We start from the raw sequence: 12,470 nt of genomic DNA, 5'->3' as shown, positions 1-12,470 counted from the left end.
TGGTGCGGTCAGCTGAGACCGACTCAGATGTCGAGGAAGCGGACGTCCTTGGCATTGCGCTGGATGAACGCGCGGCGCGCCTCGACGTCCTCGCCCATCAGGACCGAGAACAGGTCGTCGGCCTGCGCGGCGTCGTCGAGCGTGACCTGGCCGAGGACCCGGTGCTCCTGGTCCATCGTCGTGATGCGCAGCTCCTCGGCGTTCATCTCGCCGAGACCCTTGAAGCGCTGGATCGAGTCCTCGCGGACCCGCTTGCCGTTCTGCCGGCCCAGCTCGATCAGGGCGTCGCGCTCACGGTCCGAGTACGCGTACTCGAAGTCGTCCCGACCCCACTTGATCTTGTACAGCGGGGGACGGGACAGGAACACGTGTCCGGCCTCGACCAGCGGGCGCATGAAGCGGAAGAGGAAGGTCAGCAACAGGGTGTTGATGTGCTGGCCGTCGACGTCGGCGTCCGCCATCAGGATGATCTTGTGATAGCGCAGCTTCTCGATGTCGAAGTCCTCGTGGACCCCGGTACCGAAGGCCGAGATCAGCGCCTGGATCTCCTGGTTCTGCAGGATCTTGTCGATCCGCGCCTTCTCGACGTTCAGGATCTTGCCGCGGATCGGGAGGATCGCCTGGTACTGCGGATTGCGGCCGGACTTGGCCGAACCGCCGGCGGAGTCACCCTCGACGATGAAGATCTCGCACTTGATGGGATCGTTCGACTGGCAGTCGGACAGCTTGCCCGGCAGCGACGCGGTCTCCAGCAGACCCTTGCGACGCGTGAGGTCGCGGGCCTTACGGGCCGCCACGCGCGCGGTGGCCGCCTGGATGCCCTTGCGGATGATGTCCGAGGCCTCGACCGGATTGCGGTCCAGCCAGTCGTTGAGGTGCTCGTAGACCGCCTTCTGTACGAAGGTCTTCGCCTCCGTGTTGCCCAGCTTGGTCTTCGTCTGGCCCTCGAACTGCGGCTCGCTGAGCTTGACCGAGATGATCGCGGTCAGACCCTCGCGGATGTCGTCGCCCGTGAGGTTGTCGTCCTTCTCACGGAGCAGTTTCTTGTCGCGCGCGTACTTGTTGATCAGCGAAGTCAGCGCGGCCCGGAAGCCCTCCTCGTGCGTACCGCCCTCGTGCGTGTGGATGATGTTGGCGAAGGAGTACACACCCTCGCTGTAACCGGTGTTCCACTGCATCGCGACCTCGAGGGACAGGCTCTTGTCCTTGTCCTCCGCCTCTAGGTCGATGACGGTCGGGTGCACCACGTCTCCCTTGCGGGAGTTGAGGTGCTTCACGAAGTCGACGATGCCGCCCTCGTAGTGGTACGAGACGGTCCTGACCTCGTCCTTCTCGTCGGCACCCGCCTCGTCCGCACCGGTCGTGGCCTTCGCCACCTCGCGCTCGTCAGTGAGGTTGATCGTCAACCCCTTGTTGAGGAACGCCATCTCCTGGAAGCGCCGCGACAGCGTCTCGAAGGAGTACTCGGTGGTCTCGAAGATGTCGCCGTCGGCCCAGAAGGTGACCGACGTGCCGTGCTCGTCCGTCGCCTCGTGCTGGGCCAGCGGAGCCGTCGGGACGCCCAGCTTGTAGTCCTGCGTCCAGCGGTAGCCGTCGGTCCTGACCTCGACGGCGACCCTGCTGGACAGGGCGTTCACGACGGAGACGCCGACGCCGTGCAGACCGCCGGAGACCGCGTAGCCGCCGCCGCCGAACTTGCCGCCCGCGTGCAGCACGGTCAGCACGACCTCGACGGCGGGTTTGCCCTCGGACGGAACGATGCCCACCGGGATGCCACGGCCGTTGTCGATGACGCGCACACCGCCGTCGGCGAGGATCGTCACGTCGATGGTGTCCGCGTGACCGGCCAGCGCCTCGTCGACCGAGTTGTCGACGACCTCCTGCACCAGGTGGTGCAGACCACGCTCACCGGTCGAGCCGATGTACATGCCGGGCCGCTTGCGGACCGCGTCCAGCCCTTCGAGGACGGTGATGGCGCTGGCGTCGTACGAGGCTGTGACCTCGCCGTTGGCGCCGGCGCCGGTGGACGGGATGTTCTCGTTGGGGTTGCCGGAATCGGCCACGAAGCGCCCTTTCTGGCACAGCACAAACCAGGCTCCAGGCGGGTTTGCCGGAGCGGCTGCGGCATGTTGCGGTGAAAGCCTTTGTCAGCGTTGCAGAGAGTTTCCGAAGCGGTCCCCACGAATGGGGCGGGATTAGCTTCCAGTCTACCGGTAGCGCCGACAGTGATGGGGGTTTGCCGGTACCTGAGTCCGCATGTGCCGCCCTGAACCGGTCTCTCCCGACTCCCCATATGCGGAGCGGGGCTCCAAGAGGCTCACAGCGGCACTCAGAGCTTCCGGCTGTGAACCCTTTGCTACTCCCGGGTCAGGTCGGCGTTCGCAACCGCACGCGACCGTGCGCGCCGGAGCACACGGTCGTTCGCCGGGCAGTGAAGGACCCCCGGTCATGGACACGGAGGCGCCCTGAAATGTGACTACGGTCACCCGTAGGTGTCGCCGGGCCCGGTGCTCCCCGGGGCGCGCAGGGGCCCGTAGCGACGGGCGGAACCACTGGGGCCGTGGACCTTGAGCAGCCGTACGGTGCCGTGGCCCAGGTCCTCGTTGAGCCGGGCGACCAGCTGCGGGGCGAGCAGCCGCAGGTTCGTCGCCCACGCCGTGGAGTCGCACCGCACATGCAGGACCCGCTCGTCCTCGTCGTACCGCTCCGGTACGCACTTCCTCGCCAGATCCTCACCGACGATCTGCGGCCAGCGGCCCATGACCCCGCCGACGGCGGCCGGGGTCTCCCAGCCGCGTTCGGTGATCAGCCGGTTGATGGCGGAGCCGAGGGCCATCGGGTCGCGGCCGTCGGCACGCGCGCCGGAGCGCAGACCGGCACCCCGTCGCACCTGCTTCTTCTGCTGTGCGGCGTCCCCACGCGCGCGTGCGGCCTCCTTCGCGGCGCGCAGCGCCACGCGCGCGAGGTCCACACCGGAGGGCTCGGGAGGCGTAGGGGTTCCCTCGGATCCGCTCATGCGCGCTCCACCGTCCCGTCGGACACGGAATACCGCGTCCCTGTCAGTACGCCCGGTACGTCGTCGTCGACCGCGGCCGTGACCAGCACCTGCTCGCCCGGCGCGACCAGCTCCGCCAGGCGCTCGCGTCGGCGGGCGTCCAACTCGGCGAAGACGTCGTCGAGGATCAGCACCGGCTCGTTCCCCTCGGCCCGCAGCAGATCGTACGAGGCGAGCCGCAGGGCCAGGGCGTACGACCAGGACTCGCCGTGGGAGGCGTATCCCTTGGCGGGGAGCTGGCCGAGTCTGAGGTTCACATCGTCCCGATGAGGTCCTACGAGGGTGACGCCCCGCTCGATCTCCTGCTTGCGGCTCTCGCCGAGGGCGGCCATCAGCTGCTCGTACAGCTCATCGCGCGCGTGACCGACAATGCCGGGCGAGGAAGGTTTGTAGTCCAGACTCACCGGTCCGCCCCCAGGCGCCAGCTGCTCGTACGCCTTGTCGGCGAGCGGTTGGATCGCGGCGACCAGGTCCAGCCGCTGGGCGAGCAACTCGGCGCCCACGCGCGCGAGATGCTGGTCCCACACGTCGAGCGTGGACAGGTCCATGGTGCGGCCGCCATGCCTGCGGGCCAGCGCGGCCGTCTTGAGGAGCGTGTTGCGCTGCTTGAGCACCCGCTCGTAGTCGGAGCGCACGCCCGCCATGCGTGGGGCCCGTGCGGTGATCAACTCGTCGAGGAAGCGCCGCCGTTCACCGGGATCACCCTTGACCAGCGCGAGGTCCTCCGGCGCGAACAGCACCGTCCGCACGATGCCGAGCACATCACGCGGCCTGACCTGCGACGACCTGTTGACGCGTGCCCGGTTCGCCTTGCCGGGGTTCAGCTCCAGCTCGACGAGCTGCTGTCGCTCGCCCTGCCGCACCTGCGCCCGGATCACCGCGCGGTCGGCGCCCATGCGGACCAGGGGCGCGTCCGACGACACCCGGTGGCTGCCGAGGGTCGCGAGATAGCCGACCGCCTCGACCAGGTTCGTCTTTCCCTGCCCGTTGGGGCCCACGAACGCGGTGACGCCCGGGTCGAGCGGGACCTCGACCCGGGCGTAGGAGCGGAAGTCGGCCAGCGACAGATGCGTGACGTGCATGGTCGGGTGCCGACCTCCCCCAGGGTTGTGGACCGCTGTGCGGACCTGTGAACGACTTCTCGTCGACTGGTTTCGTGTGTTCGGTCTTGCCTTCGGTGCCGTGGGCTACTTCTTCTCGACCGCGTGGCCGCCGAACTGGTTCCGCAGCGCCGCGACCATCTTCATCTGCGGAGAGTCCTCCTGACGCGACGCGAACCGCGCGAAGAGCGAGGCCGTGATCGCCGGCAGCGGCACGGCGTGGTCGATGGCGGCCTCCACGGTCCAGCGGCCCTCGCCCGAGTCCTGTGCGTAGCCCTTCAGCCCGTCCAGGTGTTCGTCCTCGTCCAGGGCGTTCACCGCCAGGTCGAGCAGCCAGGAGCGGATGACCGTTCCGTCCTGCCAGGAACGGAAGACCTCGCGGACGTCCGTCACCGAGTGGACCTTCTCCAGGAGCTCCCAACCCTCGGCGTACGCCTGCATCATGGCGTACTCGATGCCGTTGTGGACCATCTTCGCGAAGTGCCCGGCACCGACCTTGCCGGCGTGCACCGCGCCGAGGTCACCCTCGGGCTTCAGCGCGTCGAAGACGGGCCGCACCTTGGCGACGTTCTCCGCGTCACCGCCGTACATCAGCGCATAGCCGTTCTCCAGACCCCAGACTCCGCCGGAGACACCGCAGTCGACGAAGCCGATGCCCTTGGCCGCCAGCTCCTCGGCATGCTTCTCGTCGTCCGTCCAGCGGGAGTTGCCGCCGTCCACGACGACGTCACCGGGCTGGAGCAGTTCGGCCAGCTCGTCGACGGTCGACTGGGTGGCTGCACCGGCCGGGACCATCACCCACACGACCCGCGGGCCCTTGAGCCTGCCCACAAGCTCCTCGAGGCTGTGGACATCGGCGAGATCCGGGTTCCGGTCGTATCCGATGACGGTGTGACCTGCGCGGCGCATCCGCTCGCGCATGTTGCCGCCCATCTTGCCGAGGCCGACGAGACCGAGCTCCATCAGTTGTTCCTTAGGTTGCGACGTGGCATGAGGGCACCTGCGTACCCACGCACGAGCCTAAACCCGCACACTCACGCACACCTGTGGGCATACCCGCTCATTCGTACGCCCCGACCTGCGGCTTCGCACCGAGGGCCCGGTGCTCCACCGGGCCCCACAGCGCTGTGGACCACCTCTGGCGGCTCGGCCGCGGCGGCGTCCGGCCGGTCAGCCGCTGAGCCGCACCGGCATGATCAGGTACTTGTAGGCCTCGTCCGCCTCGGCGTCCACGGCCGGCTTGCCGCTGAGCAGCGCAGGCTTGGTGGAGGTGGTGAACGACAGCTGGGCGACCGGGGAGTCGATGGCGCTGAGGCCGTCCAGCAGGAAGGTGGGGTTGAAGGCGATCGAGATGTCGTCGCCCTCCAGCTGGGCGTCGACCCTTTCCACAGCCTGTGCGTCGTCGCTGGAGCCGGCCTCCAGGATCAGCACGCCCTGCTCGAAGCTCAGCCGCACCGGGGTGTTCCGCTCGGCGACCAGGGCGACACGCTTGACGGCCTCGACGAAGGGCGCCGTCTCGATGACGGCCACGCTGTTGAACTCCGTCGGGAACAGCGTGCGGTACTTCGGGAGGTCGCCCTCCAGCAGCCTGGTGGTCGTACGACGGCCCGCGCCCTCGAAACCGATCAGACCCTCACCCGAGCCCGAGCCGGAGAGCGCCAGGATGACGCTGTCGCCGCTCGTGAGGGCCTTGGCGGTGTCCAGGAGCGTCTTGGCAGGCACCAGGGCCACAGCGGACGCCTCGGGGTTCTCCGGCTTCCACAGGAACTCGCGGACCGCGAAGCGGTAGCGGTCGGTGGAGGCCAGCGTGACCGTGTCGCCCTCGATCTCGATACGGACACCGGTGAGGACGGGCAGCGTGTCGTCACGCCCGGCGGCGATGGCCACCTGGGCGGCGGCGGAGGCGAAGACCTCACCGGGGACGGTGCCCGTGGCGTTCGGCATCTGCGGCAGGGACGGGTACTCCTCCACAGGCAGTGTGTGGAGCGTGAACCGGGAGGAACCGCAGACCACCGTCGCCCGTACACCGTCTGTGGAGATCTCCACCGGGCGGTTGGGGAGGGCGCGGCAGATGTCGGCGAGAAGCCGGCCGGAGACGAGCACCGTGCCCTCCTCGTCGACCTCCGCCTCCACGGACACACGAGCGGAGACCTCGTAGTCGAAGCTGGAGAGGCTCAGCTGGCCTTCCTCGGCCTTCAGAAGGAGGCCGGCGAGAACAGGCGCCGGCGGCCGGGCCGGGAGGCTGCGCGCCGCCCAGGCCACTGCCTCCGCGAGTACGTCGCGTTCCACCCGGATCTTCACTGTTGCCGCCTCCTGCTGTTGCCGGCGCTTCTCGCCCTGCCTGGCTTCGTCGTCTGTCTCGGTGTCGCTGGTTCCTGTGAGGGGAAGGACACCGGGAACAGTCTGACGCACACCACTGACACTCGGAGCCTCTCGGGGTCAAGTCGTGATGAGGCGCGGTCGGGCAGCCCAGAGCGAGTTGTGCACAGGACCCACTTCGAAACGGATTCCCAGCTCTCTCTAGTTGGGAGTAGTAGTAGGGGCTGTGGAAACCGTGGATAACCCCGTTTTCGCAGCTCAGGCGGCAAATTTTGTCCACCGGGCCTGTGGGTGGAGGCGGTGGACAACCAGGGGTATCTGTGGAGAACGGAAAGTTCTGCACACACCGTGCACAGCCCCGGGGCAGTTCTCCCCAACGGCGTCCCCAGGTTTACCCGTCTTACCCACAGCCCAACCAGGCAACTTCGTGTGACGCCTTTCACTCGACACGGTGAGGAGGCGCGTCGGCTTGCCGAACAGTGGACAGGCATGTGGAGAAGCCGACGATCACTGGGGACAACAGGCCGCAGCCTGTGGGCCGTCGGTGGACAACTCCGTCCACAGTCTGTGGATCTCCGCTTCGTCCACAGCCTGTGGAGATCTTTTGTCCACGAATCCACAGGGCACTGACCTGGCCCGATGATCCCTCAGCAGCCTGCCCTGTGGACACGATCTGCATAACTTGCCGGTCCCCAGGGTGTGGACGGGAAAAAGTCCCGGAATCTGTGGAGGGAGGCCGTAACGCGGCAGGTATTCGAACACCTGGTGCCTGACCGGCGACGGAGGAAGCTTCCCCGGAACGCCGAAGGCGCCCTCGGGAACTCGTCCCGGGGCGCCCTCAGCGACGTACGACGGCCTTCTGTCAGCCGTTCTTGATGCGGTTCGTCAGCTCCGTCACCTGGTTGTAGATGGAGCGCCGTTCGGCCATCAGCGCGCGGATCTTGCGGTCGGCGTGCATGACGGTGGTGTGGTCACGGTTGCCGAACTGCGCGCCGATCTTGGGCAACGACAGGTCGGTCAGCTCACGGCACAGGTACATGGCGATCTGCCGGGCGGTCACCAGAGCGCGGCCGCGCGAGGTGCCGCAGAGATCCTCGACCGTGAGCCCGAAGTAGTCGGCCGTCGCGCCCATGATCGCGGTGGCGGTGATCTCGGGAGACGCGTTCTCGCCGCCCGGGATCAGGTCCTTGAGCACGATCTCGGTCAGACCGAGGTCCACCGGCTGCCGGTTGAGCGAGGCGAACGCCGTCACCCGGATCAGCGCGCCCTCCAGCTCGCGGATGTTGCGCGAGATACGGGAGGCGATGAACTCCAGTACCTCCGGCGGGGCGTTGAGCTGCTCCTGCACCGCCTTCTTGCGCAGGATCGCGATACGCGTCTCCAGCTCGGGCGGCTGGACGTCGGTGATCAGACCCCACTCGAAACGGTTCCGCAGCCGGTCCTCCAGAGTCACCAGCTGCTTCGGCGGCCGGTCGCTGGAGAGCACGATCTGCTTGTTCGCGTTGTGGAGCGTGTTGAAGGTGTGGAAGAACTCCTCCTGCGTCGACTCCTTGTCCGCCAGGAACTGGATGTCGTCCACGAGCAGGATGTCCATCTCCCGGTACCGCTTGCGGAAGCTGTCGCCCTTGCCGTCGCGGATGGAGTTGATGAACTCGTTGGTGAACTCCTCCGAGCTCACGTACCGCACCCGCGTGCCCGGATAGAGACTGCGCGCGTAGTGCCCGATCGCGTGCAGCAGGTGGGTCTTGCCGAGGCCGGACTCCCCGTAGATGAAGAGGGGGTTGTACGCCTTCGCCGGCGCCTCGGCGACGGCCACCGCGGCCGCGTGCGCGAAACGGTTCGAGGCGCCGATGACGAAGGTGTCGAAGAGGTACTTCGGGTTCAGGCGTGCCGTCGGCTCACCCGGACCGGGCGCCGGCGCGGGCTGGGCAGCCAGCGGGCCGGGCGCGCTGCTCGCCGGGCCACCCCGGTGCACATGTCCCGAACCCGGCGACTGCTCGGGAAGGCCACGCCTGTTCTGGCGTGGATAGTCGGAGTCGGCACCCGGCCGGTCGTAGTCGCCGCGGGGCTGGTCGTACTCGGAACGCTGCTGGTCGTACGGTGGCCGGTCCATCGACTGCGAGCGGTAGTCAGACGACGGCGAAGCGTACGGGTCCCGTTCCGGGAAACCGAGCCGCTGCTGCTGCCAGCCGTAGTCGTCCTGCGGCGGCCGCGGCCAGGCGCCCGGCTCGGGCCGCTGGTACTCGGACGGATACGCGGGGCGCGCGGTCGGAAGCTGGTCCGAGCGGCCGGTGGGGAGCTGGTCCGCGCGGGGGGGCGGCAACTGGTCGCCGGGTCCGCCGCCCGGCTGTTCGCCGCGTCCAGGACCGCGGTCGTCGGCCCGGTGGCGGCCGTACCCCTCGTAGGGATCACGGGGCTGGCCGTCGTATCCGTTCTGGCTCTCGTACGCGTTCTGGTTCTCGTACCCACCGCGCGCATCGCGCCCCTGGCCGTCGTACGCGGTCCTGCCGTCGTAGCCGTCGCGGTTCTGGGCAGGGACGGAGGGGAGCTCCGGCTCGTCGAAGCGGCGCTGGACCGGCGAGGGCGGGGGCTCGCCGACGGAGCTGTCGACGGTGATCGCGATACGGATCGGCCGGCCGCACTCCCTGCTCAGGGTCTCACTGACGATCGGCGCGAGACGGCCTTCGAGTACGCCCTTCGCGAACTCGTTCGGGACGGCGAGGAGAGCCGTGTCCGCTACCAGCGCGAGCGGCTGACAGCGCTTGATCCAGCGCTCGTCCTTCACCTCCACGCCTTGGCCATGGCCCTCGCCGAGGAGCTTTTCCAATACGCGTGGCCACACTGCGGCAAGATCGGCAGGTACGTCAGCCACAGGGCACGCTCTCTCACAGGTCCCACGAACGTGTGGTTGTGGGACAGGTTGGTTTGGAACTCGGGTGGGGCACTCGGGACGAGGTGCTGGTGGGTGGGTCGGTGCCCAGCAGCCAAAGGAAGGGGAAGGAATCGGAGTTCAGTCACGGTAGTCACGGCGACCGGTACGGTTCAAGTTGTTGTCCCCAGGCTGTGGATAGTGTCTCCCCGCAACCCTCGGTTTGACCGGATGGCGTAGCCGCGCGTACCGTAAACAGGTCGAGTTGTCGATGGCTGCTGCCGCCTGCCTCCGATGGGCACAGATCGCGTCAGGTGATCGGACAGCGGTGCACTCGGGCGTTTATACGAGCTACTCGTGGGCGCACGGTGACAGCCAGGACGGCACCCGCAAACACCGATTTCTTTCTGGAGCCCCCGAGTGAGCAAGCGCACCTTCCAGCCGAACAACCGTCGTCGCGCCAAGACCCACGGCTTCCGCCTGCGGATGCGTACCCGTGCCGGTCGCGCGATTCTCGCGAACCGCCGCAGCAAGGGTCGCTCAAGCCTGTCCGCCTGATCCCGATCAGGTCATGACGTCGTGCTGCCTACCGAGCATCGGCTGAGGCGGCGCGAGGACTTCGCGACCGCGGTACGACGAGGACGCCGGGCCGGCCGCCCGCTCCTCGTCATTCACCTACGTAGCGGTGCCACGGACCCGCACGCGCCTGGGGAGAGCGCTCCCCCGACGCGTGCGGGTTTCGTCGTGAGCAAGGCCGTCGGTGGCTCGGTCGTACGCAACAAGGTGAAGCGCAGGCTTCGCCATCTGATGCGCGATCGAGTCGCCCTGTTGCCCCCCGGTAGCCTGGTAGTGGTACGGGCGCTGCCCGGAGCGGGTGACGCCGACCACGTACAACTGGCCCAAGACCTGGATGCCGCCCTGGGGCGGCTGCTGGGAGGGGGCGCACGATGAAGTACCCGCTGCTGGCGCTGATCAAGCTGTACCAGTGGACGATCAGTCCGCTGCTCGGGCCGGTGTGCAAGTACTACCCGTCGTGCTCCCACTACGGCTACACGGCCATCGACCGGCACGGTGCGATCAAGGGAACGGCACTCACTGCCTGGCGCATCCTGCGGTGCAATCCGTGGTCGCTCGGCGGCGTGGACCATGTCCCGCCGCGCAAGCGCCCACGGTGGCACGAGATGGTGCGTGGCACGTGGCGCGCACGCAAGGGCGGGTCCTCCGCCGCCGAACCGGCCATCGAGGGGCACGTTCCCTCGAGCCCGGCCGCCGAGAGCCCGTCCCATGCCCAAGGAGCATGATTAGTGGACACGATTGCCAGCCTCTTCAGCTTCATCACGACACCTGTCTCCTGGGTCATCGTCCAGTTCCACAGCGTGTACGGCGCCCTCTTCGGCGCTGACACCGGGTGGGCCTGGGGCCTGTCCATCGTGTCCTTGGTGATCCTGATCCGTATCTGCCTGATCCCGCTCTTCGTGAAGCAGATCAAGGCGACCCGGGCGATGCAGACGCTGCAGCCCGAGATGAAGAAGATTCAGGAGCGCTACAAGAACGACAAGCAGCGCCAGTCCGAAGAGATGATGAAGCTGTACAAGGAGACGGGCACCAACCCGCTCTCCTCGTGCCTTCCCATCCTGGCGCAGTCCCCGTTCTTCTTCGCGCTGTACCACGTGCTCAACAGCATCGCGAACAACGACACCATCGGTGTCATCAACGAGAGCCTGCTGCAGAGCGCGCAGAAGGCGCACATCGTCGGTGCTCCGCTGGCCGCGAAGTTCACCGACAGTTCCGCGGACGTCGCGGCGCTCGACGCTTCGCTGGTCACGGTCCGCATCGTCACCGCGATCATGATCGTCCTGATGTCGGCGTCGCAGTTCTACACGCAGCGTCAGCTGATGAAGAAGAACGTCGACACCACGGTGAAGACGCCGTTCATGCAGCAGCAGAAGATGCTGCTGTACGTCTTCCCGGTCATGTTCGCCGTCTTCGGCATCAACTTCCCGGTCGGTGTCCTCGTCTACTGGCTGACCACCAACGTGTGGACCATGGGCCAGCAGATGTACGTCATCCACAACAACCCGACCCCGGGTTCCACGGCCCAGGCCGCTTACCTGGAGCGCCTCTTCAAGCACGTCACGCGGCACGGCAAGACCCGCAACCGCCGTGAGCGCGCCATCGTCAAGGCGATCGTCGCCAAGGGCCGCGACCGCAACGAGTACGAGCGGAAGTTCATCACCGGTCTGGGCAAGGAAGGCCTCGCGGCCCAGGGCGACGGCACCGTGGTCAAGAGCGAGGTCTCGACCGTCCTTACGGCCGAGGACGGTACGTCGATGCCTGGCACCCCCAAGCGTCAGCAGCCCAAGCGCCAGACCAAGGCCCAGCGTCAGTCCGGTGGTGCGAAGACCACCGACGACGAGGAGCCGCAGACTGAGCCCACTTCGCTGATCAAGTCCGACCAGCCGGAGGACGCCAAGCCGGCGGCTGCTGCCAAGAAGGCCGCGCCCAAGCCCGGTACCGGTGGCCGCAGCAAGGCCCAGTCCGGTCAGCGCAAGGGCCAGCAGCGCCCCAAGTCCCCGTCCAAGAAGTAAGAAGGAGCCCCTCCCGTGACGGAAGGCACCACCTCCACCGCCTCCGAGGGTGGCGACACCCTGACCCGCCTGGAGCAGGAGGGTGAGATCGCGGCGGACTACCTGGAAGGTCTGCTGGACATCGCAGATCTCGACGGCGACATCGACATGGACGTCGAGGCCGACCGTGCCTCTGTCTCGATCATCAGCGACTCCGGCGGCCGCGATCTGAACAAGCTCGTCGGCCGGGAGGGCGAGGTGCTCGAGGCGCTCCAGGAGCTCACGCGCCTGGCCGTGCACCGGGAGACCGGTGACCGCAGCCGTCTGATGCTGGACATCGCGGGCTACCGTGCCCAGAAGCGTGCCGAGCTCTCCGAGCTGGGTGCCAAGGCGGCGGCCGAGGCCAAGAGCACCGGCGAGCCCGTGAAGCTGAAGCCGATGACGCCCTTCGAGCGCAAGGTCGTGCACGACGCGGTCAAGTCCGCGGGCCTGCGCAGTGAATCCGAGGGCGAGGAGCCGCAGCGCTTCGTCGTCGTGCTGCCCGCCTGATTCGGTACGTA

11 protein-coding genes are annotated in these 12,470 nt (G+C 67.6%); 5 read left to right on the top strand and 6 right to left on the bottom strand.

Features of this window, described 5'->3' with window-relative positions:
* Nucleotides 1–23: 23 nt before the first annotated feature.
* The 6 genes from gyrB to dnaA form a co-directional block, all read right to left on the bottom strand.
* Nucleotides 24–2,087, bottom strand: coding sequence for a DNA topoisomerase (ATP-hydrolyzing) subunit B (gene gyrB / locus OG858_RS23090; protein WP_086747266.1), 2,064 nt, complete (start codon nucleotides 2,085–2,087; stop codon nucleotides 24–26).
* A gap of 395 nt (nucleotides 2,088–2,482) precedes the next feature.
* Nucleotides 2,483–3,016: a DUF721 domain-containing protein gene (locus OG858_RS23085; protein WP_179200866.1), complete on the bottom strand. Its 534-nt coding sequence runs from the start codon at nucleotides 3,014–3,016 to the stop codon at nucleotides 2,483–2,485.
* The gene (gene recF / locus OG858_RS23080) at nucleotides 3,013–4,137 is read right to left on the bottom strand and encodes a DNA replication/repair protein RecF (protein WP_086747267.1); all 1,125 of its coding nucleotides are present in this window, start codon (nucleotides 4,135–4,137) and stop codon (nucleotides 3,013–3,015) included. The genes OG858_RS23085 and recF overlap by 4 nt, the downstream gene beginning before the upstream one ends.
* 105 nt (nucleotides 4,138–4,242) lie before the next feature.
* Complete coding sequence (gnd, locus tag OG858_RS23075) at nucleotides 4,243–5,118, bottom strand: phosphogluconate dehydrogenase (NAD(+)-dependent, decarboxylating) (protein ID WP_327724475.1); 876 nt, start codon at nucleotides 5,116–5,118, stop codon at nucleotides 4,243–4,245.
* 207 nt (nucleotides 5,119–5,325) lie between these two features.
* Nucleotides 5,326–6,456 carry a DNA polymerase III subunit beta gene (gene dnaN, locus OG858_RS23070; protein WP_037689673.1) on the bottom strand — a complete coding sequence of 377 codons (1,131 nt, stop codon included), beginning with the start codon at nucleotides 6,454–6,456 and terminating at the stop codon, nucleotides 5,326–5,328.
* A gap of 880 nt (nucleotides 6,457–7,336) precedes the next feature.
* The gene (dnaA, locus tag OG858_RS23065) at nucleotides 7,337–9,346 is read right to left on the bottom strand and encodes a chromosomal replication initiator protein DnaA (RefSeq protein WP_086747269.1); all 2,010 of its coding nucleotides are present in this window, start codon (nucleotides 9,344–9,346) and stop codon (nucleotides 7,337–7,339) included.
* A gap of 417 nt (nucleotides 9,347–9,763) precedes the next feature.
* Here dnaA and rpmH point away from each other — a divergent pair, with 417 nt between their 5' ends.
* Genes rpmH through OG858_RS23040 form a run of 5 tightly spaced genes read left to right on the top strand, consistent with a single transcriptional unit; the run spans nucleotide 9,764 to nucleotide 12,459 of the window.
* Nucleotides 9,764–9,901, top strand: a complete 138-nt coding sequence (gene rpmH / locus OG858_RS23060; protein WP_060891143.1) for a 50S ribosomal protein L34 — start codon at nucleotides 9,764–9,766, stop codon at nucleotides 9,899–9,901.
* 21 nt (nucleotides 9,902–9,922) lie between these two features.
* Nucleotides 9,923–10,294: a ribonuclease P protein component gene (rnpA, locus tag OG858_RS23055; RefSeq protein ID WP_078935269.1), complete on the top strand. Its 372-nt coding sequence runs from the start codon at nucleotides 9,923–9,925 to the stop codon at nucleotides 10,292–10,294.
* Nucleotides 10,291–10,644 carry a membrane protein insertion efficiency factor YidD gene (gene yidD / locus OG858_RS23050; RefSeq protein WP_086747270.1) on the top strand — a complete coding sequence of 118 codons (354 nt, stop codon included), beginning with the start codon at nucleotides 10,291–10,293 and terminating at the stop codon, nucleotides 10,642–10,644. Before rnpA ends, yidD begins: the two co-directional genes overlap by 4 nt.
* 3 nt (nucleotides 10,645–10,647) lie before the next feature.
* Nucleotides 10,648–11,931 (top strand): membrane protein insertase YidC, encoded by a 1,284-nt coding sequence (gene yidC / locus OG858_RS23045; RefSeq protein WP_086747271.1) that lies wholly within the window; start codon nucleotides 10,648–10,650, stop codon nucleotides 11,929–11,931.
* Between the two features lie 15 nt (nucleotides 11,932–11,946).
* Nucleotides 11,947–12,459: a Jag family protein gene (locus OG858_RS23040; RefSeq protein WP_037689663.1), complete on the top strand. Its 513-nt coding sequence runs from the start codon at nucleotides 11,947–11,949 to the stop codon at nucleotides 12,457–12,459.
* Nucleotides 12,460–12,470 lie beyond the last annotated feature (11 nt).

This window comes from Streptomyces europaeiscabiei, assembly GCF_036346855.1.
GTDB lineage: Bacteria > Actinomycetota > Actinomycetes > Streptomycetales > Streptomycetaceae > Streptomyces > Streptomyces europaeiscabiei.
This window is presented reverse-complemented; position numbering and strand designations above follow the sequence as displayed.

Excerpts from the sequence above, each read along its gene's own strand:
- OG858_RS23085 (WP_179200866.1), bottom strand. The coding sequence starts at position 3,016 with ATGAGCGGATCCGAGGGAACCCCTACGCCTCCCGAGCCCTCCGGTGTG.
- recF (WP_086747267.1), bottom strand. The coding sequence starts at position 4,137 with ATGCACGTCACGCATCTGTCGCTGGCCGACTTCCGCTCCTACGCCCGG.
- gnd (WP_327724475.1), bottom strand. The coding sequence starts at position 5,118 with ATGGAGCTCGGTCTCGTCGGCCTCGGCAAGATGGGCGGCAACATGCGC.
- yidD (WP_086747270.1), top strand. The coding sequence starts at position 10,291 with ATGAAGTACCCGCTGCTGGCGCTGATCAAGCTGTACCAGTGGACGATC.